24 protein-coding genes and 2 pseudogenes are annotated in these 25069 nt (G+C 58.8%); 13 read left to right on the forward strand and 13 right to left on the reverse strand.

Annotation, left to right across the window (positions count from 1 at the left end; all coding sequences use genetic code 11):
• Window positions 1–23: 23 nt before the first annotated feature.
• The 6 genes from ACIQY3_RS30980 to ACIQY3_RS31005 all read right to left on the reverse strand — a co-directional run bounded on the left by ACIQY3_RS30980 (window position 24) and on the right by ACIQY3_RS31005 (window position 5766).
• Entirely contained in the window at window positions 24–728 is a 705-nt protein-coding gene (locus ACIQY3_RS30980) for an SDR family NAD(P)-dependent oxidoreductase (RefSeq protein ID WP_403027605.1), read from the reverse strand.
• Window positions 718–1023 (reverse strand): hypothetical protein, encoded by a 306-nt coding sequence (locus tag ACIQY3_RS30985; RefSeq protein WP_403027608.1) that lies wholly within the window; start codon window positions 1021–1023, stop codon window positions 718–720. The genes ACIQY3_RS30980 and ACIQY3_RS30985 overlap by 11 nt, the downstream gene beginning before the upstream one ends.
• Before the next feature lie 23 nt (window positions 1024–1046).
• On the reverse strand, window positions 1047–1847 hold the full coding sequence (locus ACIQY3_RS30990) for an AfsA-related hotdog domain-containing protein (RefSeq protein ID WP_403027611.1): 801 nt from the start codon (window positions 1845–1847) through the stop codon (window positions 1047–1049).
• Window positions 1848–1857: 10 nt separating this feature from the next.
• The gene (locus tag ACIQY3_RS30995; RefSeq protein ID WP_403027613.1) at window positions 1858–2616 is read right to left on the reverse strand and encodes a thioesterase II family protein; all 759 of its coding nucleotides are present in this window, start codon (window positions 2614–2616) and stop codon (window positions 1858–1860) included.
• 358 nt (window positions 2617–2974) lie between these two features.
• Window positions 2975–4183 carry an MFS transporter gene (locus ACIQY3_RS31000; protein WP_403027615.1) on the reverse strand — a complete coding sequence of 403 codons (1209 nt, stop codon included), beginning with the start codon at window positions 4181–4183 and terminating at the stop codon, window positions 2975–2977.
• A gap of 23 nt (window positions 4184–4206) precedes the next feature.
• Entirely contained in the window at window positions 4207–5766 is a 1560-nt protein-coding gene (locus ACIQY3_RS31005; RefSeq protein ID WP_403027617.1) for an MFS transporter, read from the reverse strand.
• Between the two features lie 143 nt (window positions 5767–5909).
• Between ACIQY3_RS31005 and ACIQY3_RS31010 the strand changes: the two genes are divergently transcribed.
• From ACIQY3_RS31010 to ACIQY3_RS31060, 11 genes and pseudogenes are all read left to right on the forward strand, one after another.
• Entirely contained in the window at window positions 5910–6842 is a 933-nt protein-coding gene (locus ACIQY3_RS31010) for a LysR substrate-binding domain-containing protein (protein ID WP_403027620.1), read from the forward strand.
• An 18-nt stretch (window positions 6843–6860) separates the two neighbouring features.
• Window positions 6861–7322 (forward strand): isochorismatase family protein, encoded by a 462-nt coding sequence (locus tag ACIQY3_RS31015; protein WP_403027621.1) that lies wholly within the window; start codon window positions 6861–6863, stop codon window positions 7320–7322.
• Between the two features lie 161 nt (window positions 7323–7483).
• Window positions 7484–7852: a DUF6124 family protein gene (locus ACIQY3_RS31020; protein ID WP_403027624.1), complete on the forward strand. Its 369-nt coding sequence runs from the start codon at window positions 7484–7486 to the stop codon at window positions 7850–7852.
• 381 nt (window positions 7853–8233) lie between these two features.
• Window positions 8234–8926, forward strand: a complete 693-nt coding sequence (locus ACIQY3_RS31025; protein ID WP_403027627.1) for a DUF433 domain-containing protein — start codon at window positions 8234–8236, stop codon at window positions 8924–8926.
• Window positions 8923–9335: pseudogene (locus tag ACIQY3_RS31030) on the forward strand (hypothetical protein). The gene ACIQY3_RS31025 and the pseudogene ACIQY3_RS31030 overlap by 4 nt, the downstream one beginning before the upstream one ends.
• 108 nt (window positions 9336–9443) lie before the next feature.
• Window positions 9444–10850, forward strand: a complete 1407-nt coding sequence (locus tag ACIQY3_RS31035; protein WP_403027630.1) for a DUF2252 domain-containing protein — start codon at window positions 9444–9446, stop codon at window positions 10848–10850.
• Window positions 10851–11129: 279 nt separating this feature from the next.
• Window positions 11130–11564 carry a hypothetical protein gene (locus tag ACIQY3_RS31040; RefSeq protein ID WP_403027634.1) on the forward strand — a complete coding sequence of 145 codons (435 nt, stop codon included), beginning with the start codon at window positions 11130–11132 and terminating at the stop codon, window positions 11562–11564.
• Entirely contained in the window at window positions 11561–13018 is a 1458-nt protein-coding gene (locus tag ACIQY3_RS31045; RefSeq protein WP_403027637.1) for an RAD55 family ATPase, read from the forward strand. The genes ACIQY3_RS31040 and ACIQY3_RS31045 overlap by 4 nt, the downstream gene beginning before the upstream one ends.
• Before the next feature lie 9 nt (window positions 13019–13027).
• Window positions 13028–14050 carry a sensor histidine kinase gene (locus tag ACIQY3_RS31050; protein ID WP_403027640.1) on the forward strand — a complete coding sequence of 341 codons (1023 nt, stop codon included), beginning with the start codon at window positions 13028–13030 and terminating at the stop codon, window positions 14048–14050.
• Window positions 14051–14105: 55 nt separating this feature from the next.
• Entirely contained in the window at window positions 14106–14693 is a 588-nt protein-coding gene (rimJ, locus tag ACIQY3_RS31055; RefSeq protein WP_403027642.1) for a ribosomal protein S5-alanine N-acetyltransferase, read from the forward strand.
• 84 nt (window positions 14694–14777) lie between these two features.
• On the forward strand, window positions 14778–16217 hold the full coding sequence (locus ACIQY3_RS31060; RefSeq protein WP_403027646.1) for an ArnT family glycosyltransferase: 1440 nt from the start codon (window positions 14778–14780) through the stop codon (window positions 16215–16217).
• A 169-nt stretch (window positions 16218–16386) separates the two neighbouring features.
• On the opposite strand, the gene ACIQY3_RS31065 is transcribed toward ACIQY3_RS31060, so the two are convergent.
• Together ACIQY3_RS31065 and ACIQY3_RS31070 are read right to left on the reverse strand one after the other, a co-directional pair.
• Window positions 16387–17220: a phosphatase PAP2 family protein gene (locus ACIQY3_RS31065; protein WP_403027649.1), complete on the reverse strand. Its 834-nt coding sequence runs from the start codon at window positions 17218–17220 to the stop codon at window positions 16387–16389.
• 37 nt (window positions 17221–17257) lie between these two features.
• Complete coding sequence (locus ACIQY3_RS31070; RefSeq protein WP_403027652.1) at window positions 17258–17929, reverse strand: histidine phosphatase family protein; 672 nt, start codon at window positions 17927–17929, stop codon at window positions 17258–17260.
• 397 nt (window positions 17930–18326) lie between these two features.
• Here ACIQY3_RS31070 and ACIQY3_RS31075 point away from each other — a divergent pair.
• Window positions 18327–19205 (forward strand): annotated as a pseudogene (locus tag ACIQY3_RS31075) (methyl-accepting chemotaxis protein); the annotation flags it as partial.
• Between the two features lie 201 nt (window positions 19206–19406).
• The gene (locus ACIQY3_RS31080) at window positions 19407–20111 is read left to right on the forward strand and encodes a methyl-accepting chemotaxis protein (RefSeq protein WP_403027731.1); all 705 of its coding nucleotides are present in this window, start codon (window positions 19407–19409) and stop codon (window positions 20109–20111) included.
• Between the two features lie 404 nt (window positions 20112–20515).
• On the opposite strand, the gene ACIQY3_RS31085 is transcribed toward ACIQY3_RS31080, so the two are convergent.
• From ACIQY3_RS31085 to ACIQY3_RS31105, 5 genes are all read right to left on the reverse strand, one after another.
• Window positions 20516–20884 carry a glyoxalase superfamily protein gene (locus ACIQY3_RS31085; RefSeq protein ID WP_403027654.1) on the reverse strand — a complete coding sequence of 123 codons (369 nt, stop codon included), beginning with the start codon at window positions 20882–20884 and terminating at the stop codon, window positions 20516–20518.
• Between the two features lie 188 nt (window positions 20885–21072).
• A complete protein-coding gene (locus ACIQY3_RS31090; protein WP_403027657.1) occupies window positions 21073–22527 on the reverse strand; it encodes an amidohydrolase family protein in 1455 nt (484 codons plus the stop codon).
• Window positions 22528–22542: 15 nt separating this feature from the next.
• Window positions 22543–23181, reverse strand: coding sequence for a YdcF family protein (locus ACIQY3_RS31095; protein WP_403027659.1), 639 nt, complete (start codon window positions 23179–23181; stop codon window positions 22543–22545).
• Window positions 23178–23852 (reverse strand): HAD family hydrolase, encoded by a 675-nt coding sequence (locus ACIQY3_RS31100; RefSeq protein ID WP_403027660.1) that lies wholly within the window; start codon window positions 23850–23852, stop codon window positions 23178–23180. Before ACIQY3_RS31100 ends, ACIQY3_RS31095 begins: the two co-directional genes overlap by 4 nt.
• 1 nt (window position 23853) lies before the next feature.
• Window positions 23854–25029, reverse strand: coding sequence for an MFS transporter (locus ACIQY3_RS31105; RefSeq protein WP_403027663.1), 1176 nt, complete (start codon window positions 25027–25029; stop codon window positions 23854–23856).
• Window positions 25030–25069: the final 40 nt, after the last annotated feature.

The raw sequence follows: 25069 nt of genomic DNA on the forward strand, positions 1-25069 counted from the left end.
AAGTCCTTTTGCAAAAGCATGAGTTAGAGGCCGCCGAGATACACGACTTGGCCAGTGATGAAGGTGCTGCGCGGCGACAGGAAGAAGTCCGTCACGTTGGTCACATCGTCGAAGGTGCCAAAGCGCTTCAGCGATTGCTGTGCCAACAGGTCTTTCATTTTTTGTGCGGGAATGACCCGCGTCAGATCGGTATCAATCGGCGTGGGGCCTACCGCATTGACGGTGATGCCAAAACTGGCCAGCTCCTTGGCCATCACGCAGGTCAGGGTTTCCACGGCAGCCTTGGACGCGGCATACAGCGCTTCGCCTTCCAGCTTCAACGGCTTGGCCACGGTGGAAAAATTCACAATGCGTCCCTGACGCCCGGCGCGCATGAGCTTTGCCGCCTCACGGCTAAGCAGGAACGTGCCCAGCACGTTGGTTTGCATGATGTTTTGCGCGGTCTTGTAAGGCGTCAGCAATGAGTGGTTCATGCTAGCGATCCCGGCGTTGTTGATCAGGTGATCCAGCCGACCGCAGGAGCCGCGCACATGCTTCATCAATTCGCTGATGGCCTGTTCATCGGCCACGTCGGCGATAAAGTGGTCATAGCGCGGATGGCTCAGGTCGCTGGACGAACGGCTACAGCCGATCACACGATGGCCTTGGGCAAGGTAGTACTCGGCAAGATGCCGGCCGATGCCCTTGCGCGTTCCCGTGATCAGCGTGACAGGCGCGTTATCGGTCATGGGACACCTGTGCATTGAGCTCTAGAATGTAGTTGGCGAAGGTGTTGACCGACTGGAACGGGCTGCGCTTGGGGGACATGGCGCTGTCGTTGACCAGCGTCATCCTGACCCCGAGTTGTTCCTCGATCATCTGCTCGACATCAATCACGATGGACACCAGGCTCATCGAATCGAGGACGCCGCCAGCACCATAGAGGGCCGTGTCTTCGCCTTTTTCCAGGCTGATGGGTTGGGCAAGACTGTGGTTTTCGTTTTCAATCGCGTTGTAAATGATGCCGAGAATTTGCTCTTTCATAGGGGATTCCTTTCAAAGTGAAATCAGGCGAGACGCTTGACGAATTGGTGAAGAAGTTGCGCTTCCTTGAGTTGGAAGTAGCGCGAGTCAATGACCGATAGTTCAAAGCCGAGTGACGCCAGGCACTGACCTTGCTGCTTGAATTCCAAACGGCAGCTGAAACGGAAATTCGAGGCACCAGAGCGGCGTAGCTCAATGGGAATACACAGGATTTCCGTGTGTATCGGCAACAGGAAGTCCGTATAAGTGACGTCCATTTTGTTAGTGACAAAGTTGACTTTGCCTTTGGCCGACGGTGTCACGTAATACGCTTCTGCGACGGCGATAGTCATTTGGCGAGCGGCCTCGATGACCATCATTCCGGAAACATGTTGGCCGGTAAGATGATCGCTTAGTTCCGCATTCGCATCATCGATCATCAGCGAGGCCGAGTAAGTACCATTGCCGTTTTCCCCCGGTGTGGAAATGGCAATGTTATGACTCTTCAACTTATGGGTAGCCGTTGAAGAAGCACGGGGGCGACGATGTTCGGGAAGAATATTCAGGGTCGGTGACTGATCCGCCTTGAACCCGTACAGGGTATTGAGTTGATCATCGGTAATGCCTTGGCCGACATGCAGGGTCAACTGTTCTTCGCGATTAAGTCGGGTCACCATTTCTTCGGCGGCAGTCACCGAAATAAAGATATTGTCGTTGCACTGACTTTTGATTCGGTCACCCACCACAATGTAATGCCTGGGCGCTTCCTGCTTATTGATGTTGAGCGAGGAAAGTCCGGAAAACGGGCACGAAGATGCGCTATTTGAAACACTGAGTTCTTCCATTTTTTCACCTTTATATGCGTACTGATGTATCCAGGTAGGGAGATGAAACAGACAGGAATGTTGCGGGGCTGTCGGCTTCGGTAATCATTTGGGTGATGGCAGGAATATGCTGGGTGAGGAAAAAATGGTTTCCCTCAAAAAACGCCAGCCGAACAAAATTGTGGCTATGCTCCCTCCAGGCCATAACATCCTGGACCGGCGCAAACGGGTCTTCACGGCCGCCCAGAACCAGCATGGGGACGCCCAGTTGATCACCGGGAACGTGGCGATATAGGGCGGCAGCCTGGAAGTCTTTGATAAGGGAAGGCAGCATGCGATTCTTCGCCGCCGAGTGTTTGAGCATGAAATCCGGAATAGCGCCAAACTTCGAAACGGTTTGAACGAATACGTCTTCAGAATCGTCGAGTGTCACTTGTGCGCAGTTGAAAAGTTGCGGCGCACGACACGCTGCAACCACCAGACGGGTCAATCGAGGAGCAAATTCGTGTTGGCGCCGGGCAACTTCGTAAGCAACGATGGCGCCAAGGCTGTAGCCAAAAATAATGACCTCGCGTGCCCCCAGGCTGTCGATAAGTGTAATGACTTCATTCGCCATTGCATCAACAGTGTCCGGTGCCTGTGTCACATTCTTTTGATAACGGCCTTTGTAAGTAACACCCATCACGGGCATGCACGTGCCTACCGCACGCCGCAATGTTTCAAAGGACAAGCCGCTGCCCCCGGCGAAGGGTATGAAAATACACACTTTTTCAGAGTCGATGACAGTCATCGAAGACTCCTTGTTTGAGAGATTAAAAGAAGCTCAGGGAACTAACGAATGCCCTGACTTTTCTGCCAAGTTGGAGTCTGTCTGGTTTTTACGGAAAATCTGTTTGCTGTGGGCAATTGTATTTCAGGGTGTTTCGAAGCGGTTGAGCGTTTTAGGCTCAACTGTCTGAACTATAAGTCCAAGGTCCGACCACACCAAATACGTCATTTGCGTGAACAGCCAATGAATTGATAGGACACGAGTTGGGCGATTTGAACGAAGGGAGGAATCAAGCAAAGCGAGGAAGGTTGTATTGGCATGGCTAACCAATACAACTAATCGGTACAGGAGGGGAACAGCAAGTTACGAACGTGGTTGTTCAGTCATTCAATGGCTGGGTGATTGAAAGTTGTTCTGGACGCGGTCTAAGAATCGCCAACAAGGCAACCATCGCCAACCCGGCGCACAGCAATCCTAATAATGCGCATCCGGTCCAGCCGAAACGCTGCCAGAGATACCCTCCCATGGCGCTGCCGAACGCTCCACCACAAAAGTTGCAGACCATATAAACCGTGTTCAATCGACTGCGACTTTCCGGCCTCAGGGAAAAAATACGCGTCTGATTGGCCACCTGGCCCAATTGCAGGGCGAAGCTGAGCAGGTTGGCGCACACCAGCAATACGATGAAGGTATTGGCCCAGGTGATCGTCAAGGCGAAACTCAAGCCGCAGAGCAAGATAGAGGCGATGCTGATAGCAACGGTGCCGAAGCGTTCACACAGCTTGCCGGCGGCGGGCGTCAGCAGGGTCGCGAGGGCGCCCCACAAACTGAACACCCCCACGTCGGCGGCGTTCATGCTGTAGGGCGGTGCCATCAATTTAAAAGCGATGACCGACCAGAACGCACTGAACGCGGCAAAGACCGCCGCGCCCAGGGCGCAGGACAGCCGCAGCAGCGGCTCATGCCAGAACAGATGCAGCATCGAGCTCAACAATCGGCCGTAGGCAACGGACACCCCTGGCGTATGGCGCCGGGGCAGAATGCTCGGCAGCGCCAGCGCACACAGCAACATGGCAGAAGCCGCCACCCAATAGACCGACTGCCAACCAAGGTGATCGGCCAACCATCCGGCGATAGCCCGGGACAGCAGGATGCCGATGACCAGACCGGTTTGTACCCAGGCGATGACACGGCTGCGTTCGCCGGCGGTGGCCAGCCCGGCGAGATACGGGAGCAACACCTGCGGGATGCAGGTGCCCATGCAGAGCAGGAAACTGGCGCCTGCCAGGAATGACAGCTGGGTGGCCTGGCTTGCCAGCACTAACAGGATGGAGGTCCACACCAGCAATAGGCGACAGAGTCGCAAGGGCGCCACTCTGTCGCCCAACGGGACGATCAGCAACATCCCCAAGGCATAACCCATCTGCGAGGCAGTCGCGATCCAACTGGTCTGTCCGGCCTCGGCGTGCAGGGCATTGGCGAAGACCGGCAGCAGCGCCTGGTTGAAGTAAACATTGGCCACTGACAAGCCGCACAGCAAGGCAATGCCCGCCAGGATCAGCGGCGTAAAGTGAGTGTTGGGCGACATCAGGCATGGCTCCAGAGCGGCTTTCAGGTATCCGATGAGAGACGTACGGCATCGGGCGCGGATTCGGCGCCGACGCGGACTTCGCTTTGGCGTCCCAGGAATAGAAAGACCACAGCCGCAGTGAACAGCGTGAACATCGCCAACAGTTGCAACAACGTGTTGAACCCTGCGGTATACGCCGAACGCAACATCGTCAGCGGGATTTGGCCGGCGTCGCTGCTCGCGTGCTGGATATCCCCCATCACCAGACGCTGCGCGATAGTCGAATAGTCCGCGGCTGACAGGCCGGCCGGGGCGCTGATGCTCAGGTGATGGGCGACCAGGGCCGTCAGCACCGCAACCGTGATGGCCAGGGCGACACCTTCGCTGGCCACCCGCGTCGTGTTGAAAATACCGGCGGCCATCCCGGCCCGCTCCTTGGGAATCACGCTGATCGACAAACCATCCATCAAGCCCCAAGGCAGGCCGGTGCCGATACCGGTCACCAGCATGGCGGCGATGATCTGCCCGTGCGCACCGACCGGGATCACACTCAACCAGTAGAGCCCGGCCGCGGCGATCACAAAACCGATCGCGCACAGAATGCCCGCCGACAACCAGCGAGTCAGCGACGCAGCCATGATCGGGACAACCAGCATCGGCGCGGAAAGTGCCAACATCATCAACCCCGCTTCAAAGGCGCTGGCACCTTCCACGCCGATAAACCGAAACGGCAGCAATACGATGAGGACGATGTAGCAATAGCAGGTGCCGATCGGCAGGATCTGTACCCCGACAAAGCGCGGATACAGAAACAACCCCAATTCGAGCATCGGATGCCTGGCCCGATTTTCGACAACGATAAACAGCAGTAAAAAGACCGCCGATGCAGCCAACAGCCAATGGATGACCGGTGAGCCCCAGCCTTGCTCAGGTGCGAGGATGACCGCCGTGGTGAACGTGATCAACAGGCCGGAAAACGTCAACACACCGAGCGTATCCAGACGCTGTGCCTGAGGGTCGCGGCTTTCACGCATTTTCGGCAGGGCAAATATCAAGGACAGGATGGCGATCAGGGCAGTGCAAAGAAAAATCGAGCGCCAGCCCATGTACTCGATCAGCAACCCAGATAGCAACGGACCGAAGGCCAGGCCAACCCCGAACGTGGTGCCCAGAAGGCTGAAGGCACGAGTCCTGGCATGCCCATCAAACTCCTGCGCCAGCGCCGCCGAACCGCTGGCCAAGGCCGCCGCCGCGGCAATGCCCTGCACGCCGCGCAACAGGTCCAGCCAAACGATGTCGGGCACCACCGCCAGCAAGGTCGACACCACCGCAAACAGCGCCATGCCACACATGAACAGGCGCTTGCGTCCGTAGAGGTCCGCGAGGGTGCCGGCAGCCATCAGCAGGCTGCCGAAGCTGAGCATGAAGGCATTAGTGATCCAGGCCAGTTCCGTGGGCTGGGCATCAAAGGTTTGACCAATGAACGGCGTGGCCACGGCCCCGCCGGTAAAGCTCATGGGTAATACCAGGGCTGCCAGGCAAATGGCCGCCAAAATGGAGTATTGGCCGTGGGTCGGCAGCGGTTCGGTGGCTGAGTTCATGAAGTCATTCCCTGCTTATCTAAGAAGTTTCCGTGCTGTCCAGGCCTAGGCGCGCGATCGTTCGTACACTCTAGTTAGGATACAATCGAAGATAAACGGGCTTTTATTCCACTTATAGTGAACCAAAAGGATGTAATCGATCAGTGGACAGTCTTAGTGGAGTGATCTCATTCGTCAAAACGGCCGAAGCGCTGAGCTTCATCAGCGCCGCCAGGGCGTTGGGGATTTCGGCCTCGGCGGTGGGCAAAAACGTCGCCAAGCTCGAGGCTTCGCTGAATGTGCGGTTATTGCACCGCAGCACCCGCAAAGTCAGCCTGACGGCGGAAGGACAGCTGTTCTATGAACGCTGCCGAAAGATCCTCGATGACCTTCAAGATGCCCGGGCGATGCTTTCCCATGCCACGCAGGAACCCCGTGGAAAGCTACGCGTCAGCTTGCCCACCATCGGTTATCGCTTCCTCTTGCCCCATATGGCGCGGTTCCGCAAAACCTATCCGGAGATCGAGCTCGAACTGGACTTCAACGACCAGTTAGTGGATGTGATCGATGAAGGCTTTGACGTGGTGATTCGCAGCGGCGGCCAGGCCGACTCCAAGCTGATGGCACGCAAACTGGGGCCCTTCAAGTTTGTCCTGTGCGCTTCGCCTGACTATCTGCAGCGCAAGGGGCGGCCCGTTACCGTCACGGACCTCGAGCAGCACGAGTGCTTGCGTTACCGATTCGTCACCACGGGCAAAATCATGGACTGGAGTGTGTCGTCAGCCCTCCCCTCCACACCGTTGCGCCTGCCGACCGCCCTGACATTGAACAATATGGAAGCCATGCTGATGGCGGTAGTGGATGGGCACGGTATCGCCTTTGTCCCCGACTTCCTGGCCCGCGAAGCGATCGCCCAGGGGCGCCTGGAAACAATCCTCGACGGGCACAGCGATGATCAAGGGCAGTTCTGGGCGTTGTGGCCGTCCAGTCGTCATCTTTCACCGAAAATTCGTGTATTCGTGGACTTTGCCGCCGAGCATCTGTTTCCCAACCCTGACGACGACAGCCCGACTGCGAGGCGATCTCCGTCGCCGTGACCTTTCCAGGAAAAGCCCATGCATCAAGCTCTCCTCATCATCGACGTCCAACCCAGCTTCGCCCCGCCCCAGTGGCTTGTCGCCGGCATCCAGAAACTGATCGGCACCCTGCCCAGCGTCGCCACCGTCGAACGCCACGATGAAGCGAAAACCCCCTTCCAGAAACAACTCGGCTGGCACCCCGCTCCGGACGACGACAGCCTGATCCAGGCCGATCGCATCTTCATCAAGCACGGCTATGCGCCGACGCCGGAAACCATCGAATATCTGAAAAGCCTGAAGGTGGATCGGGTGTTGGTCTGCGGATTACAGACCGAGACGTGCTGCCTGGCGGCCGGGTTTGCGTTATTCGATGCGGGGCTGCAGCCAACGTTGATTACGGACCTGACAGTGGGGTCATCACTGGATCGCACGGGTGGGTTGGGAGTGCGGCTTTGGGAGCATCATTTCGGGCATGTGGTGAGGTCGAGTGATTTGTAAGTCCTACCCAGCACGTCCTAGGACATTTCCCTCAAGTTGTGTCGAACTCCATGAAGTATCGAGCAACCGCCCGAGAAGATAACCTCCGATTTGTGTTGCAACCCGGCGAACGGTTTGACCAGCCGTAAAGCGTGGGATCCCCAACCTTCCGGAGTTCTTCCATGAAAAAGCCCCGCCTGACCTTGATTAAAAACCCGAACTTTCCAGGTTCGGACACCCTCGATCTGGACCAACTCACCGCAGCCGTCGAACACTATCGAAGTGCTCGCCGGAACAACCCCAGACCCTCTGTTCCGATGCGAAATATTTACGTCATCAACCCGGATATCGACACGCGTACCCTGCTCGCTTTCGCCAGCGAGAACGTGGCCTTGGCGACGTCTATCGCTTCCGATCTGATCACCCAGCTCGAAGAGCCGCATCGCAGCGTCGCCTATGCGATTCATCGACTGGCTGTTTCGGCAGAATTGTCGCTCAATCAATTGCTGGCAAACATCGAAGCGTCTGAGTCCGATATCAAACCGGTCTGAGACTGAGTGGGCGCACTCGCTAGTCAAATGAACGGTTCATCAACCAATAAAAGGCACCTGGCGAGATTATTCCGGGTGCCTTTGTATTTGAGCGGCTAGCGATGTTCCGTATACGTGACATCGCCAGCCCGAGGACTCAACAGAAGGTTTCACAAACTGTAACTTTCTGCCGAGCACTCACACGGGCAAAACCGAGCGGCTTATAGGACAGCTTTTTCGGAAATTTCCTGCAAGCTGTGACGACTCAAAGCTGATTGTGCGACTCAGGTTTCAAACCTACTCTGTGCAAACAAAACAGCTGTTCGTCCTGGACAGGTTGCTTGAGTGCATCCTTACGACCAGAATCCCAACCACTGGATTACCTACCGACAAGGAGGCCTGATGCAAAACATCAAATCGCCCAGCCGCCTTGTCGGTATTGGCTTGTACACACCCGCAGAGGCCTCGCTGTACACCGGTATTCCATCTACCGATATACGCCGGTGGCTATTCGGCTACACGACTCATGGCGTTCAGCACCCAGGACTTTGGAACTCGGAGCTCGCAGATGTTGATGAGCGCGTTCTTGGCTTTCATGACTTACTGGAAATTCCTTTCGTTCATGCCTTTCGGCAACATGGCGTCAGCCTGCAAGCTATCCGCAGCGCCTCGCAACAAGCCAAAGAAATGTTTAACCAAGCGTACCCATTTACCTGCAAGCGCTTTCAAACCGATGGCCGAAGCATCTTTGCGACTGTTTTGAGTGAAACGGGAGATGAGGCGCTTCTGGACCTGGTCAAGCGGCAGTACGCGTTTGAGCAAGTCATCAAGCCTTCGTTATATGAAGGCATCGATTACACCGGATCAGGTGATGCTCAACGTTGGTATCCGGTAACACGCAGTAAGGCCATTGTTCTAGATCCCTCCAGAAATTTCGGGAAGCCCGTTCTCACTACCGTGGGAATCGACACGGCAGCTATTTTTGGTGCTTATAAAACTGAAGGTCAGAATATCAAGCGTGTAGCTCTTCTATATGAGATCCCCACTTCCTCAGTTGAGGCAGCCGTACGTTTTGAGCAGAGCATGGCGGCTTGAAGTTCCTATTGGATAATAATCTGCCACCCGCCTTGGCCCGTGCGTTGAATGAACTGACTAGAGCTCACGCCGAAGGGCATTCGGTACTGCCTTTAAAAGATAAATTCCCGCAGGGCACCACAGATATCGAGTGGATTTCAACGCTAAGCGATGAAGGCGGATGGGCTGTCATTTCTCAAGAAAAATTTACAAAAGGTGATATCGAAAAGAGAGCGTTCCGCGAATGCGGACTACCTATTTTCTGCCTGGCCAAGCACTGGGGGAACGAATCCTATTGGAACAAGGCCCCAACCTGGTGCGTTGGTGGCCCGCGATCATGAATCAAGCCGAGTTGATCCGCGGCGGAGCCGCCTTTCGCGTGCCGTGGAAATGCCCCGCACACGGAAAGTTTGATCAGATAAAGATGTAAAGCCCGGCCTCAACCGGGCTTTTTTCATTTCAACGATTACGACGTCAACCCGAGCCCCTTCTACACTCACTCCGCATACGCCCCCCAACGCGGACCGAATGAGCCCCCATGACCACCCTCAAAGACCGTCTCAAACAAGGCAAGGACGCGCGAAAAACCTGCCCCCGCAACACCCAGTCGGCCCTGGGCAATATCGACCGTGACCCGTTGCCGCTGATCAAGGCGTCCAGCGAGGGCCGGATAAAATCGCTGGTCGAGTTGCGCTACGGGCGCATGCTGGTTTCCCCGTTCACCTTCTATCGCGGCAACGCCCTGCTCCAGGCCCATGACCTGGCGGGCACGTCCAGCATGGGCCTGATTTCGCCGATCTGTGGCGACAGTCACCTGATGAACTTCGGTGGTTTTGCCACGCCTGAGCGCAATCTGTTGTTCAGCGTCAACGACTTCGATGAGGCGCACCCGGGGCCGTGGGAATGGGATCTTAAAAGATTGGTGGCGAGTTTTCTGATTGCGGCGCGGGATCTGCGTCATGGTGAAACGGTCGAGGAAGACGTCTGCCGCCAAGTGGTCGCGGCCTATCAGAAGACCATGACCGAGTGCGCCGAACAAAGCGCGCTGGAAACCTGGTACGAATCCATCAGCTACGACGATTTACTGGAGCAAGCGAGCAAAGCCACCCTGGAACACGTGGAACGAGCCATCGAGAAAGCCGAGCGCCGCACCCACGCCGAGTTGCTGCCAAAAATATGCGAGCGTGATGCCAATGGTCGCCTGACGATTCGCGATGACTTGCCGGAAATTTTCCACCTGCACACCACCACGACGCTGCTGGATGCCGATGATGACTGGCTGCGTCTCTCGGACTGGAAGCCGCTTTACGACACGTTCATGGGTGACTATCGGGCCACGCTGCAAGCGGACCGTCGTGAGCTTTTATCACGGTTTCATGCCCACGACATGGCGTTCAAAGTGGTGGGCGTGGGCAGTGTCGGCACCCGTTGCCTGGTGGCCCTGCTGACTGACGAACAGGAGAACCCGTTGTTCCTGCAATTCAAGGAAGCGCGACGCTCGGTGCTCGCCGGTTACGTCAAGACCAAGTTGCGGGTGCAGCACAACGGCCAGCGTGTGGTGAACGGCCAGCGGCTGATGCAATCGGCCAGCGACCTGTTCCTCGGCTGGACCACCGGGCCCAGCGGTCGACACTTTTACGTGCGCCAACTACGCGACATGAAAGTCTCGGCGGAGATCGAGACATTCGATGCAGCAACCTTCGCCGCCTACGGACGCACCTGTGGCCGCGCCCTGGCCCGGGCCCACGCAAAATCCTCGGGACAAGCGGCACAGATCAGCGGCTACATCGGCAAAAGCGACGCGCTGGCCGATGCGCTCTTCAAGTACGCCCAAGGCTATACCAAGCAAAACGAGCAGGACTTCGAGCGCTTCCAGCAGGCATGTCGCAAGGGTCGCTTGCGGGCGCGTTCGGAGGCGGATTTTGCGGCGGATCATTTGCCCTAGAGGCCGCTATTGGCCGGACGTTAACGCAGATGAATTTTTCTTCACCCAATCGCCCCGCGCCAACCGGTACATTGCCCTCGCTCATTCAAGAAACTACGGTTTGCCCGCCCTCCCGCGGGCTTTTTTTTGCCTGTCGATTGGCCCCCGATAGAGGTAGGAGCAGTAGGCCATGCTTGAAAGCCCCTGTTTGCGGGGCTTGATTTTATCGTTGACGCAAATCACGTCCCACCTCCTCATAGGGTGTACCATCAAGGTCTGTCAATCAGATATCAGTTAGCCATGTCCACGCTGAGCGAAGAGAGCCGCCAGATCGTAGCTTCTCTGGCGCACCGTGTTGGTCCCAACGCTGACACCGCAAGGATTGCCCAGGCGATCATTGCCACCTTGCAGGATATGAACGCAGCCCTGACGCCGATCATCGGCCAGCAAGGGGTAGTCGCGCTCTACCGTCGCAGCCTTCATCTGTGCGCTTCCAACCATCCGCGTCTGGCCGACACCTTTGGCAGTGTCCAGGCCGCGCTGGATCTGATTGCCCTCAAATCCGTACTCGTCGAGCAAAACGAAGTCGATGCGCTGTTTTTCGGTGAAGTGCTGCTGACTACGTTTTACGAGTTGCTGACCACGCTGATCGGGCCCTCGCTCACCGCACGTTTGCTTCGTGGCTGGTGGGAACCTTCTTTGAGCGACACCCCTTCGCAGGAAACTTTGCCATGAGCACCAAAGTGACTATCAACCGTCTGGCCACCGGCGTGCCAGGCCTGGACGAGGTGCTGGGCGGAGGTTTGCCGGAGTTTTCGTTCAACCTGATCGCCGGCCCTCCTGGCTGCGGCAAAACCACCCTGGCGCATCAGATGATGTTTGCCCTGGCGACGCCTGAACGCCCGGCATTGTTCTTTACCGTACTCGGCGAGCCGCCGCTGAAGATGCTGCGCTATCAGCAGCAATTCGACTTTTTCGACAACGAAGCGATCAACCAGTCGATTCGCTACGTCAACCTGGCCGACGATACCCTGGCCGGGGATCTGGACGAAGTGCTGCGACGCATCGTCAGCGAGGTCGAGGCGCACTCGCCGTCGCTGGTGTTTGTCGATTCGTTCCGCTCCGTGGTCCTGGCCAGCCAGACCCAGGACAACCCCAATAACAACCTGCCGCAGTTCGTTCAGCAACTGGGCATGTTGATGACCACCTGGCAGGCGACGACCTTCCTGATTGGCGAATATTTCACCGAAACCGACACCAACCCGATCTTCACCGTGGCCGACGGCCTGATCTGGCTGCGCCAGAGCGTCGAGCGCAACTCGATGGTGCGCAAGATGGAAATCATGAAGATGCGCGGCCAGCCGACATTGCCGGGGCTGCACACCTTCCGTATCGCCACGTCCGGGATCAAGGTCTTCGCGCCCGCCCCGCTGAACCCGGTTGAAGCACCGCTGGAGTTCCCGATCAAGCGCCTGAAAATGGGCGTGCCGCAGCTTGACGACATGCTCGGCGGCGGTCTGCCACGGGGTTATTCGTTGCTGGTGGCCGGGCCGTCGGGCTCGGGCAAAAGCATCCTGGCAGCAACCTTCCTCGCCGAAGGCGCGCGCAACGGTGAAACCGGTGTGATCGCGGTGTTCGAACAACGGCCCAACCATTCGCAAAACGCCACGTTGGCCGGTTTGATTCAGAACGGTCAGGTTGGCCTGGTGGACAGCCGCGCGCCGGACCTGTCCATCGACGAAATCGTCCAGTTGCTGCTCAGCGAAATCAGCCGACTGAAAGCCACCCGCGTGGTAATCGATTCGTTGTCAGGCTTCGAGCTGGCACTGGCACCGACCTTCCGCGACGACTTCCGCGAGTCGCTGTCGCGCATGGTCACCGCGCTGACTGGCGCCGGGGTCAGCGTCCTGATGACTTCGGAGCTGGAAGACCGCTACACCGACCTGCGTTTCAGCCCTTACGGCACGGCGTTCCTGACCGACGCGATCATCGTTCAGCGCTACATTGAAGTAGAGAGCCGTCTTTTGCGCATCATGGCGGTGGTCAAGGTGCGCGCCAGTGCTCACTCCGATGAGCTGCGCCTGTACCGCATCGACGATAACGGCCTGCAGATCGGCGAGATGTTGCCGGACCAGGAAGGACTACTCGGCGGCCGGCCGACCCGGCAGCGCAGCAAAGACAAGGTGTAAGCCAGGATCATGACAGAGGCCAATGGCACGAACGCACAAGCGATGGCTACGGCTGCTCGCGAGTTGTTCCTGCTCGGCCAGAAAACTGTCGAGGCTCGCGCGGTACTGTCGGCGCTGCAAAAAGAACTGAACGACACCAACAACCGCTTGGTGGACGCCCAGCAAATCGAACAACTGGTGGAAGCCAATCAGCAGTTGGTGCTGGCGATTCTGCTGGCGCAAACGGATGCAGAAAAACCCCAGCGTTCGAAAGAAGAACAACGGCTGTTCCTGGAGATGCGCGAGGCCAACGCCCAATTGGTGATCGCGGCGCTCAGTGCGCAAAACCTGCAAGCTTCGGCGGAACACACCCTGGCGCAGCAACGCAACATCCTCACGCTGGTTGCCCATGAACTGCGCAACCCGCTGACGCCCATCAGCATGATCGCCGGCCGCCTGGTGCGGGTGCCCAGCGAAGAGCTGCCACGCATGCAGGCGCTGATCGAAAGCCAGGTGGCGCACATGTCGCGGCTGGTGGACGATTTGCTCGATGTGTCCCGCGCCAGCACCGGCAAGTTGCGCCTCGATTGCGAGATCGTCGACATGGTGCAGATCATCCAGGGCGCCATCGACGTGTGCAGCCCGGTGATGAACACCCGACACCTGCACTTCAACGCCGAACTGCCCAACTGCGCGCTCTCGGTGGACGGCGACCCGGTGCGGCTCACGCAGATCCTCGGCAACCTGCTGGGCAACGCCGCCAAATACACCCCGCCCGGTGGCAATGTCACGCTGTCGGTCACGGCCAGGGAAAACGTGCTGGAGATGAGCATTTGCGATGACGGCATCGGCATTTCCGCCCAGGCCCTGCCGTTTATCTTCGAGCCGTTTGTGCAAGACGTGCATGCCATCGGTTTCAACGGCGCGGGCCTGGGCATTGGCCTGACCGTGGTGCGTGAACTGGTGGAAGCCCATGGCGGCACCGTCGTCGGCATCAGCGACGGCGATGGCCTGGGCAGCACCTTTATCGTGACCTTGCCGCTGGTGGTTTGAGTTTTTCCGCTGGCCACGCAATGCTTGCGCATCGACCCCGCGACCCGGAGCGCCCATGCCGCTGCTGACCCTGCCCTGTAAACGCCTGACGCTGGCCGTACTCGCCCCTGAAGAGGCGGCGCTGGAAAGCGATTTCTACCGGCGCAACCAGCGGCATCTGGCCCGCTGGTCACCGATTCGCCCCGCCGATTACCACAGCCCTGAACGCATCCGCCCGCGCCTCGAAATACAAGCCAGCGCGTTGACCGCTGGCCTGGCGGTGCATTTCGCGTTGCTGGATCCGGACAGCGGCCAGATGATCGGCGCCTGCAACTTCAGTGGCATCACCCGCGGGGCATTCCAGGCCTGCTATCTCGGTTACCACATCGACGAGGCCCATCAAGGCCAGGGTTTGATGCAGGAAGCACTGGAAGCGGGCATCGGCTACATGTTCGATGAGCAGAAACTGCACCGGATCATGGCCAATTACATTCCTGGCAATGAACGCAGTGCGCGGCTGCTGGAACGCCTGGGATTTGAGCGTGAAGGCTACGCCAAGGCCTATCTGAGCATCGCCGGGCGCTGGCAGGATCATGTGCTGACGGCGTTGATCAATGATCGCTTTGAAACACCGGAACAGCGCTGGTCCAGACCGCTCGCGTAATACTTCGCGTGCCGTTCACAATTTGTTAAGTATTCACCCCGTATGCTCGGGCTTCCCGTCCCTTTGTCCGGTAGCCAGAAGCCTATGTCACGTGCCGCCCCTTCACTGTTTCTGCTAGCCGCGCTGCTGTTTTTCTTCGCCCTGGGCAATCATCAATTGCAAGGTTCCACCGAAGCCCGTGTCGCCGGGATCGCCATGGAAATGCACGTCGATAATGACTGGGTGACACCGCGTCTGTTTGGCGAACCCTTCCTGGAAAAACCGCCCCTGAGCCTGTGGCTGGATGCCGGGGCGATCCGGGTGTTTGGCGGCACGCCGTGGGCCGTGCGACTGGCGTCGGCGTTTGCCGGGCTGTTCAGCGTGATGGTGTTGTACGGGATGCTGCGGCAGTTTGGCCGGCCCAAGGCTGTGGCCTGGACGGCGGGGTTCATGCTAGCGACCATGGCCAGTTACTGGAGCAACACCCGTGGCGTCGGTGAGGATGGCTTGCTGACCCTTGGCGTGACCCTGGCGTTGCTGGCGTTTTTCCAAGGGATGCGGCATTCGACCGTAGGCAATTCGCTGTTATTTGTCGCCGGGATTTCCATCGCCACCCTGAGCAAAGGCGTGCTGGGCCTGGCGATGCCGGGGGTGGTGATCTTCACATTCCTGCTGGCCGAGAGCCTGATGGACAAACGCCTGAAGGTCGGCGACTGGCTGCGGCCGGGTCTGTTGACGCTGGCGGGTTTGATCCCGCTGCTGATCTGGCTCGTCGTGCTGTATCAGCGCGGCGGCGCCCATGCGGTTACGGAAGTGCTGCTGACCAACAGCGTCGGGCGCTTCAGCGGTTCCTTCGTCGAGGCCGGGCATTACGAGCCGTTTTATTATTACCTGATCAAACTGCCACAGGCCTTCCTGCCCTGGAACATTCTGGTGTACCTGGGGCTGTGGCACTTTCGCAAAAGCCTGATGGCCAATCGGTATTTGCTGTTTTTCACCGTGTGGGTACTGGCGCAGTTCCTGATGCTGACCCTGGCGTCGAGCAAGCGCACGGTGTACCTGATGTCCCTGGCGCCGGCAGCTGCGGTTATCGCGGCTGAATATGCGCAGGTGCTGTACGAAAAGTTGAAAGGTCACGAAGGCGCTTCGAACCTGATCGGCCGCATCGCACGTTACAGGCACGGTTTGATCGGCGACCTGTTGGTCGTGGTGCTGAGTTGCTACCTGATCAGCGCGCAATGGCTGCTGCCCCATGCAGATCGCAAGTTGTCGTTCGTGCCTCTGGTCGAGCAGATTCAAGCGCTGCAAGCCAATGGGCAAAACGTTGCGCTGTTCCAGGCGGATGAGCGGGTGGGGGGTGCCAGCGTGTTTTATACCCAGCGGGTGCTCAAGGGGTTGGACACCGAGGCTCAACTGCATGCGTTTCTGACGGCTTCACCAACTAACGTGGCGGTCATGGCCGGGGCAAGTGAACCGGCGGCGCCGTTGAAGGTGCTGAAGATCATGATGGTCGGGCGGCAGCCGTATTACTTCGTTGGGGAGTGATACCGCGTTATCGTTCTTCGCGAGCAAGCCCGCTCCCACAGGGGATTTGTGGTGTTCACACGATCCCCTGTGGGAGCGGGCTTGCTCGCGAAGGCAATCTCCCAGACAACAAAAAACCCGCCCCCTCAATCACGAGGTCGGCGGGTTTTGTCGTTCAAGACATTCCGGATCAGCCAGCAGTTTGCGCCTGCACAACCCGTTCTACCCGCTCATGCCGCTGCAACACCGGCACTTCCAACCGCGCCCGCCCGTAAAACGCCAGCGCCGTCAGCAAACATGCCAGCCATACAAAGATCCCGGCCCAGAACGTGTGGGACATGTAGTGCCAACCCTGCAGGACCCGTGTGGTGCCATAGATGAAACCGAGCAGCAACGAGCCCCACATCACCGTTTTCGAAAAGCGCCAGCGATAACGACGAGCCACGAAGTACAACGCCAGCATGGTGAACCCGCCCGAGGCATGTCCGCCCGGCCAGCAACGGCCGTCCCCCGCTTCCTTGAATAGCTGGAAGTTGTTGTACCACTCCACATGGGCAAGTTTGCCGCCATACAGCGTGGTTTCAATCGGGCAATAGACGCTGGTGTGGGCCTTGAGGAAATGGATCACGCCCGTGCAAATGGCAAAGGCAAACACCACAAACAGGAAGTCCCGCCGGTGTTCCTGGGCAAACCGCAGCGCCGGTGCGACCTTGCTGCGCTCCAGGAAACCGCCAAGTCGAGGGCGCTTTTGCGGGTTGATCAGCGGCCAGACAAACGACAGCATCGCGCCGATCAAGGCAATTTCCGCCGTCCAGTTCGGAATGATCCGCGCCCACTTGTGGGTGAGCTTTTCAAAGAAGTGCACCTTGTCCAGCGGGAACGTCTGGCTGACCGGATCAAACAGCAAATTGCTGAAAGCGATGTCGATCTTGGTCATGTCGAACATCAGGAACACCACCGCCGCGCAAGCCAGTGGAATACCGAAGTTCACCCAATAAAAGCGGTAAGGGGAAACAGTCTGCATTGTCAGTCCTGAGCCAAAGAAATGTGAACCAAAGAAATTACCGGGTCGTCACCGAGCGCCAATCGGAGGCCTCGATGTAACCGAGAATGGAGGGCGCTTGCGGGGTTTCGGTGGAAACGAACAGCGAGGCGCCATAACCCAGCGTGTCCGTCGCAACGTTCATGCTTTTTTCCAGCTCGGTCATGCACTCGCTATGGGTCACCAGAATCAGGTTACGGCCCGGCACTTTGTGCGCCAGGGCGTCGCGCAACATGCTGCCCTTGCAACTGATCAACCAGTCTTCACCCATACCCACCGAGTTGAACATGTAGCCGGCGGTCTGTGCCGTGCGCACCATCGGGCTGTTGTAGATGTCTGCCTTGGCCAGGCCCAGGCGTTCGAAGTGGGAACCAACGGCCACCGCAACGCCGCGGGAGCGATCAGTGATGCCATCGTTGCCGCTCAGACAGGGAGCCTTGGAGTGATCGCAACGCTCGACGTGACGCACCAGCACGATCATGTCGCCCTTGGCCCAGCCCGACATCAGCGCCTTGGCCCCCGCCACATTCCCATGGGCCAGGTCCGGCACAGTGGCGGGCGCCAGCAGCCAGAAGGTCAGTGGAATGACCAACAGCGCCGAGGCGAGCACCACCCATGCATTGCGATAACGGGCAAAAAAGCTCAGATCAATCGAGCGTTTTATCCCGAACAGACTCAGTCTCAATTCCACAAAAAGCCGCCCCGCCGGCATGTCGCACCTGTCACTAGATGCCGCGAGGGTAGAGAGTCGGGCGTCGCCAGCAGGTGAAACCCATGTGAAAAAAAGCTTAAGACCTGCCACAAGTCTTGTTACAGGATCTGTCCGACAAAAACCTTTCAGCTCTCGGGATTGCTGCCGATACAGGTCTGCAACACACCTTGCTGGCACCTAAAAACAACAATCTTCCAGCCAACTGACGATAAAGAAACACAACGTTCCTGGAGGAATTGTGATGAATAGCTGGTTCGGCAATATCAGCGTGAACCTGAAACTGGGCCTGGGATTCGGCCTGGTCCTGGCACTGACCTGCGTCTTGGCCCTGACTGGCTGGACGAGCCTGGGCGGGTTGATTGACCGCAGCAACTGGATGAGCGACATCACCCAGCTCAATGCCGGTCTGACTAAGCTGCGCGTGGTGCGCCTGCAATACATGCTGACCAACGGCGACGAAACCGCCGCGCAAAACGTCCAGACCACCCTCGACAGTTTTGTGACTCAGCAAACCGCTTTGCTGGGTAAATTCAAAAACCCTGAAAACGTCAAGATGCTCAAAGAGCAGGCCGCGATCATCGCCGCTTACCAGACGTCCCTGAACAAAATGCGCAGCGCCTACCGCACCGGTAACAGCGCCCGCGACGCCATGGGCAGCAACGCCGAGTCCGCCAGCACGCTGATCAACACCATCAGCACCCGCGTGCAGGACATGCCCCTGAGCGATCAGCGTTTCGAGCAGTTCCAGGCCATCACCCAGGCCAAGGAAGCGTTCATGCTGGCCCGCTACGAAGTGCGCGGCTACACCGCCAGCACCAATGCCGAGACCGAGCAGAAAGCCATCGGCCAACTGGACGCCGCCATCGCCAGCCTGAAGCCGCTGAACGTGCATTTCGCCGACACCCAGCAAGACGCCCTGCGTCAACTGGACACCGCGCTGACCAACTACCGCAGTGCCTTGATGGCTTACAAAACCGCCAGCACCGATGCCGTGCAGGCGCGTAAGGAAATGACCGACCAGGGCACCGCCATCGTTGACCTTAGCGACAAGCTCTATCAGTTCCAGATCGACCGTCGTGACATCGAAAGCGCCCAGGCTCGCACCTTGCAACTGATCAGCACCTTGCTGGCGTTGCTGGTCGGCGTGATCGCGGCCGTGGTCATCACCCGTCAGATCACCGGCCCGCTGCGCGACACCATGACCGTGGTCGATCGTATTGCCAGCGGCGACCTGACCCAGGACGTCAAAGTCACTCGCCGCGACGAACTCGGCGTGTTGCAGCAAGGCATCGGCCGCATGGGCGTGACCCTGCGGGACCTGATCAGCGGTATCCGCGACGGCGTCACCCAGATCGCCAGCGCCGCCGAAGAGTTGTCGGCCGTGACCGAACAGACGAGCGCCGGGGTCAACAGCCAGAAGATCGAAACCGATCAGGTGGCCACCGCAATGCACGAGATGACCGCCACCGTGCAGGAAGTCGCGCGCAACGCCGAAGAAGCTTCCCAAGCTGCCGCTGCCGCTGACGGCGAAGCTCGCGAAGGCGACAAAGTGGTCAACGAAGCCATCGCCCAGATCGAACGCCTGGCCACCGAAGTGGCGCGTTCCACCGAAGCCATGAGCGTGCTGCAACAGGAAAGCGACAAAATCGGCAGCGTCATGGACGTGATCAAGGCCGTGGCCGAACAGACCAACCTGCTGGCGCTCAACGCCGCGATCGAAGCGGCCCGCGCCGGTGAAGCCGGACGTGGTTTTGCCGTGGTGGCCGACGAAGTCCGTGGCCTGGCCCAGCGCACCCAGAAATCCACCGAAGAAATCGAAGGTTTGGTGGCCGGTCTGCAGAACGGCACCCAACAAGTGTCGGCGGTGATGAACAACAGCCGCACCCTGACCGACAGCAGTGTGGCCCTGACCCGCAAGGCTGGCCTTTCCCTGGAAAACATCACCCGCACGGTGTCGAACATCCAGTCGATGAACCAGCAGATCGCCGCGGCCGCCGAAGAGCAAAGCGCCGTGGCCGAAGAGATCAGCCGCAGCATCATCAACGTGCGCGACGTCTCCGAACAAACCGCCGCCGCCAGCGACGAAACCGCCAAATCCAGCGTTGAATTGGCGCGGTTGGGCGGTCAGTTGCAACAGATGGTCAGCCACTTCCGGGTCTGACACCTCAGACCTGATCGTTCCCACGCTCTGCGTGGGAATGCCTCAACGGACGCTCTGCGCCCGCTTCGGCAGGTGACGCGGAGCGTCACGGGCTGCATTCCCACGCGGAGCGTGGGAACGATCAACAGAACCATTCGCGAGCAAGCCCGCTCCCACACTGATTTGCGCCGTACCACGATCAAGTGGTCGACGCCGATCAACTGTGGGAGCGGGCTTGCTCGCGAAAGCGGTGGGTCAGTCAACATTTTCGTTGGATGTGGCGGCCTCTTCGCGAGCAGGCTCGCTCCCACAGTGGAGGGTGGAGGCGCACAAAATCTGTGATCGACATTGCCTCCTTTGTGGGAGCGAGCCTGCTCGCGAAGGCTATCTAACTAACAACCGAGAGCTTCGGTTGTTTTCCACCTTCAAACACTAATCGCATTCGTAAACACCAACCGATTCCCGAACGGATCGGTCACGGTCATGTCCTGGCTGCCCCACGGCATGGCCTGGATTTGCGGCTTGGCAAACATGTACTCCTTCGCAACCAATTGCTGCTGGAAGATTTCCAGTTCATCGGTCTCGATGCGCAGTGCCGAGCCGGGGGTGGCGTCGCCGTGGTGTTCGGACAGGTGCAGCACGCATTCGCCCCGGGAGACTTGCAGGTACAGCGGGAAGTTGGCTTCGAAGCGATGCTGCCAGTCGATCTTGAACCCCAGGAAGTCGACGTAGAACGCCACTGCCTTGGCTTCATCGAAGATCCGCAGGATCGGAGTGGTTTTGCCGAAGCTCATGGGGGTGCTCCCTGGTTGGAAAAGCCCAGCGTAGCTGGGCTGGATGTCAGCACTTCGGCTTGGCGGTGGCTTTCTTTAATCTCAGAGTGCCATCACGCCATAAAAGTCAAAAGATCGCAGCCTTCGGCGGCTCCTACAGGAGATCGCAATCCAATGTAGGAGCTGCCGAAGGCTGCGATCTTTTGATCTTAAAACCCCAAACGCAAATCCCCCTCCCGCGCCAGAAACCGCCCTTCCCTGCGCCCATTCGCCCGCCCATCCACATAACTCAGCACCCCGTTGACCCACACCCCGTCAATCCCTTCTGCCGCCCGCTGCGGGTCATGGAAGTCCGCCACGTCGCGAATGGTCAGCGGATCAAACAACACCAGGTCCGCCCAATAGCCTTCACGAATTTCGCCCCGTGCCTTCAGGCCAAAACGCGCCGCCGACAACCCGGTCATCTTGTGCACGGCGGTGTGCAGCGGAAACAGTCCCACATCACGGCTGAAATGTCCGAGCACCCGAGGGAACGCGCCCCACAAGCGTGGATGGGGAAACGGGTCTTCCGGCAGACCGTCGGAGCCAACCATCGACAACGGATGCGCGAGGATCCGCCGCACGTCCGCCTCGTCCATGCCGTAATACACCGCGCCCGCCGGTTGCAGGCGTCGCGCGGCGTCGAGCAGCGGCACACCCCATTCGGCGGCGATGTCGATCAAATCGCGGCCGCCCAACTCCGGATGAGGCGTGGACCAGGTGATGGTAATGCGATGGGCATCGGTGACTTGCTTGAGGTCCAGGGTCGAGGAACTCGCCGCGTAGGGATAACAATCGCAGCCCACCGGGTGGGTTTCCGCCGCGTGCTCAAGGGACGCCAACAGTTGCGGACTGCGGCCCCAGTTGCCGACGCCGGCACACTTGAGGTGGGAAACGATCACGGGTGATTTCGCATGACGGCCAATCCGGAACGCTTCGTCCATGGCCTCCAACACCGGTTCGAATTCACTGCGCAGATGAGTGGTGTAGACCGCGCCGAACGCCGTCAACTCTTCGGTCAGTTGCATGATCTCATCGGTCGACGCCGAGAACGCGCTCGCATACGCCAGGCCTGTGGATAACCCCAACGCGCCGGCCTCAAGACTTTCGCGCAGTTGCCCGCGCATCGCGCTGATTTCATCGGCGCTGGCGGTGCGAAACAGATCGTCGAGGTGGTTGCTGCGCAGCGCGGTGTGACCCACCAGCGCCGCCACGTTGAGCGTGGTGTTCGCCGCTTCGACCGCCGCGCGGTAATCGCGGAACGTCGGATAAACGAACGCCGCACGCGTGCCGAGCAGGTTCATCGGGTCCGGCGGATCGCCGCGCAAACTGACCGGCGAGGCGCTGATCCCACAGTTGCCGACGATCACCGTGGTCACGCCCTGGCTGAGCTTGGGCAGCATCTGTGGCTGGCGAATGACCACCGTGTCGTCGTGGGTGTGCACGTCGACAAAACCCGGTGCCAGCACCCGGCCAGCGGCGTCGATTTCTTCCTTGGCGCGGGCGTCGTGCAAGTCGCCGATACGCGCGATGCGGCCATCCAGTAACGCCACATCAGCGGGATAACCGGGGCGGTTGCTGCCGTCAATGATGAGGGCATTGCGGATCAGCGTGTCGTACAACATGTCAGTCTCCCTGCGTCAGCTCCTGCCTTTGATCAAATGGTGATCGAAGCCTTGCTCCACCAGATAACGCCAGGCGACCTGGACATCCTCGGGAATCACCTGCTCGGCCTGAAAGCCCAGGGAAGGGTAAACCATGATGCGGTGCACATCCCCGACCATTTCGTCGATCAGTCCCAAAACCCCGATCAGGTTGCTGACCTCGTCCGGAAAACTGAACGACGGCGCATCCACGCAAGCCTCAAGCTCCGGCCACTGAACGGGCAAAGTCAGCGCCACGCGGCGGATCGAGTTCGGCTTGGTCAGGAAAGTGGCGCGGCGTACCTGTGGAAACAACGCTTTGGCAAACGCGATGTTCTCGGCGAAGTTGGTGGCGCAAGACTCCAGGGTAAATTGATCCGCCGTCACCCCCAGCGCCATGGCCCGTTGCGCAAAAATATCGGCTTCGGTTCTTTCCCACAAATGCTTCGTCCAGTTTCCGGTGTTGCCGGTAAACAAAAGATGCGGGGCGACGCCGGTTTTCAGCAGCTCGCAGGCGTAATCGCAGACCCGCAGATCGTAGGACCCACAGACCACGATCAGCTCGCAATCACGCTGTTGGCGCCCCGCGCCGAGGAAGTCCCACAGCACCGTGGCGGATTGCAGTGTCGGCGTCATGAGCGGGCGAACCTCTGGGCAACCCGCCCACTGATAAACAGGCCGCCGTCCGCGTAAGCGTGCTCCCCCAGTTCGGTCAGCGAGACCGGAAGCACCGTGAAGTCCGCATGCAATTGCGCGGCGCCGTGGGCGGTCAACGTGTGATCGTCGCCGATGCCGATGCACAGCGCGCCGCTGCTGACGGCCGCCCGCACGCCGCTGACAGAGTCCTCGAACACCAGGCATTCATCGCTCTGCCGCTCCAGTTGCGCCGCCGCCAAGCGATAGGCATCGGGCGCCGGTTTGCCACTGCGTACATCGTCCCGGCAGATGATGCTGTCGAAGGTCGAGATCAGGTCGTGTTGCTGCAAGACGTTGTCCACACGCGCTCGCCAACTGCTGGTGACCAGCGCCAGGGGCACCGCGTACTCCTTGAGCTGCGCGATAAACGTCGCGACGCCCGGCACCAGCGCACAGGTCGAGACCTGCTCGATGGCATCGACTTCCTTTTTGATCATCAGGCGTTTCTGCTCGTCAAACTGACCGAACAGGGCCTGCAAGGTATGACCGCCGGGGCGACCGTGAATATGATCGTTGATAAACGCCTGGTCGACGGCCACACCGTGGTGCCGCGCGACGGTGGTCCAGGCGAATTCAATGACCTCGCGGGACTGGATAAGTACGCCATCCATATCAAAGCAGACGGCTGTAAACGTTCGTTGTGTCATGAGTTGAATTTCGCATCCTCTGATGAGCAATAAACGCCAGCACTGTGCCGATCAAGGCAAACAGCGCCATCACGTAGTAGGACCACTGCGGCTGTGTTTCGTACAAATAGCCGGCAAAAGGCGTGGCCAGGCCCATGGGCAGCGCAACGGCCAGGGAGTAATAAACGCCCTGGGTAAAGACCTGGATATCCTGCGGCGCATGGTCGCGAATAAACCGCATGATCGCCGAGTGATACGCGGCAAAACTCAGGGCGTGCAGACACTGCCCCAACAGAATCACCGACATCGCATCGCTGTTGGAAAACAACGCCCAGCGCAACGCCGCACACACACTGGAAAAGATCACGATGGACAACGGCGAGCAATACGACAGGACTTTATTCGAGAGCGCGAAATACGTGATTTCGGCAATCACCGCCACCGACCAAAACGCCCCGATGGACGCTGAAGAGTAGCCCTTCACACCCCAGCCGATAGACGCGGTGGAAAAATACAGGGTGTGGCTCAGTTGAATAAAACTGGCCGCCGCAATCGCGATCAACAGACTTTTTTGCGCGAACAGCGCTTTCCAGTCCGGTCGTTTGATCGTGCGACTGAGCGGTTGCAGATGCGCTCTGGACACCTGGCGCTTCAATCGCAAACAGGCCAGCGCGGTGAACAACATGCTCGCCGCAATCACAATCGGCACCCAGGATTGGCTGTACTGCGCGAACAACAAACCGCCGAGGGTCGAGGTCAGGATAAACGCCGAAGAGCCCACAGCTCGGACCCAGCCATAGTTCTGCAGCGCTTGTTTGTCACGCTTGAGCAGATAGGACTCGGACAAGGGCAGCACCACCATCCACAGCCCGCCAAACAGAACGCTCAGGCACACAAAGATCCACAGGTGCGCCGGCATCAAATAAAACAGCAACGTACAGAACGCCGCCGAGAACCCGAGAAAAGCCGCGAGACGCAATTGGTCCACGCGCCAATCGGCCACGTAAGTAATAAACACCCCGGTAAACACCTGGGGCCAATAAGCCGCCGCAATCAGCAAGCCTATCTGGCTGGCGCTGAACCCCAGGGAATCCAGCCACGTCGGCCAGAACGGATAGATGATCCCTTCTGCCGCAAAGAATCCGAAAAAGATTAAATACATTGACTAACCATACGCTCGAAACTCCTTATCAGGGCTCCTG

Origin of the sequence: Pseudomonas sp. NPDC096950, from assembly GCF_044762525.1 — a bacterium.
Classification (GTDB): domain Bacteria; phylum Pseudomonadota; class Gammaproteobacteria; order Pseudomonadales; family Pseudomonadaceae; genus Aquipseudomonas.

What these genes read in the sequence shown, in the direction of transcription:
- ACIQY3_RS31015 (WP_403027621.1), top strand. Translation starts at nt 6,861, where the DNA reads ATGCATCAAGCTCTCCTCATCATCGACGTCCAACCCAGCTTCGCCCCG.
- ACIQY3_RS31035 (WP_403027630.1), top strand. Translation starts at nt 9,444, where the DNA reads ATGACCACCCTCAAAGACCGTCTCAAACAAGGCAAGGACGCGCGAAAA.
- ACIQY3_RS30995 (WP_403027613.1), bottom strand. Translation starts at nt 2,616, where the DNA reads ATGACTGTCATCGACTCTGAAAAAGTGTGTATTTTCATACCCTTCGCC.
- ACIQY3_RS31020 (WP_403027624.1), top strand. Translation starts at nt 7,484, where the DNA reads ATGAAAAAGCCCCGCCTGACCTTGATTAAAAACCCGAACTTTCCAGGT.
- ACIQY3_RS31065 (WP_403027649.1), bottom strand. Translation starts at nt 17,220, where the DNA reads ATGCAGACTGTTTCCCCTTACCGCTTTTATTGGGTGAACTTCGGTATT.
- ACIQY3_RS30990 (WP_403027611.1), bottom strand. Translation starts at nt 1,847, where the DNA reads ATGGAAGAACTCAGTGTTTCAAATAGCGCATCTTCGTGCCCGTTTTCC.
- ACIQY3_RS31000 (WP_403027615.1), bottom strand. Translation starts at nt 4,183, where the DNA reads ATGTCGCCCAACACTCACTTTACGCCGCTGATCCTGGCGGGCATTGCC.
- ACIQY3_RS30985 (WP_403027608.1), bottom strand. Translation starts at nt 1,023, where the DNA reads ATGAAAGAGCAAATTCTCGGCATCATTTACAACGCGATTGAAAACGAA.
- ACIQY3_RS31080 (WP_403027731.1), top strand. Translation starts at nt 19,407, where the DNA reads ATGACCGCCACCGTGCAGGAAGTCGCGCGCAACGCCGAAGAAGCTTCC.
- ACIQY3_RS31090 (WP_403027657.1), bottom strand. Translation starts at nt 22,527, where the DNA reads ATGTTGTACGACACGCTGATCCGCAATGCCCTCATCATTGACGGCAGC.
- ACIQY3_RS31095 (WP_403027659.1), bottom strand. Translation starts at nt 23,181, where the DNA reads ATGACGCCGACACTGCAATCCGCCACGGTGCTGTGGGACTTCCTCGGC.
- ACIQY3_RS31040 (WP_403027634.1), top strand. Translation starts at nt 11,130, where the DNA reads ATGTCCACGCTGAGCGAAGAGAGCCGCCAGATCGTAGCTTCTCTGGCG.
- ACIQY3_RS31060 (WP_403027646.1), top strand. Translation starts at nt 14,778, where the DNA reads ATGTCACGTGCCGCCCCTTCACTGTTTCTGCTAGCCGCGCTGCTGTTT.
- ACIQY3_RS31050 (WP_403027640.1), top strand. Translation starts at nt 13,028, where the DNA reads ATGACAGAGGCCAATGGCACGAACGCACAAGCGATGGCTACGGCTGCT.
- ACIQY3_RS31100 (WP_403027660.1), bottom strand. Translation starts at nt 23,852, where the DNA reads ATGGATGGCGTACTTATCCAGTCCCGCGAGGTCATTGAATTCGCCTGG.
- ACIQY3_RS31045 (WP_403027637.1), top strand. Translation starts at nt 11,561, where the DNA reads ATGAGCACCAAAGTGACTATCAACCGTCTGGCCACCGGCGTGCCAGGC.
- ACIQY3_RS31085 (WP_403027654.1), bottom strand. Translation starts at nt 20,884, where the DNA reads ATGAGCTTCGGCAAAACCACTCCGATCCTGCGGATCTTCGATGAAGCC.
- ACIQY3_RS30980 (WP_403027605.1), bottom strand. Translation starts at nt 728, where the DNA reads ATGACCGATAACGCGCCTGTCACGCTGATCACGGGAACGCGCAAGGGC.
- ACIQY3_RS31005 (WP_403027617.1), bottom strand. Translation starts at nt 5,766, where the DNA reads ATGAACTCAGCCACCGAACCGCTGCCGACCCACGGCCAATACTCCATT.
- rimJ (WP_403027642.1), top strand. Translation starts at nt 14,106, where the DNA reads ATGCCGCTGCTGACCCTGCCCTGTAAACGCCTGACGCTGGCCGTACTC.
- ACIQY3_RS31025 (WP_403027627.1), top strand. Translation starts at nt 8,234, where the DNA reads ATGCAAAACATCAAATCGCCCAGCCGCCTTGTCGGTATTGGCTTGTAC.
- ACIQY3_RS31105 (WP_403027663.1), bottom strand. Translation starts at nt 25,029, where the DNA reads ATGTATTTAATCTTTTTCGGATTCTTTGCGGCAGAAGGGATCATCTAT.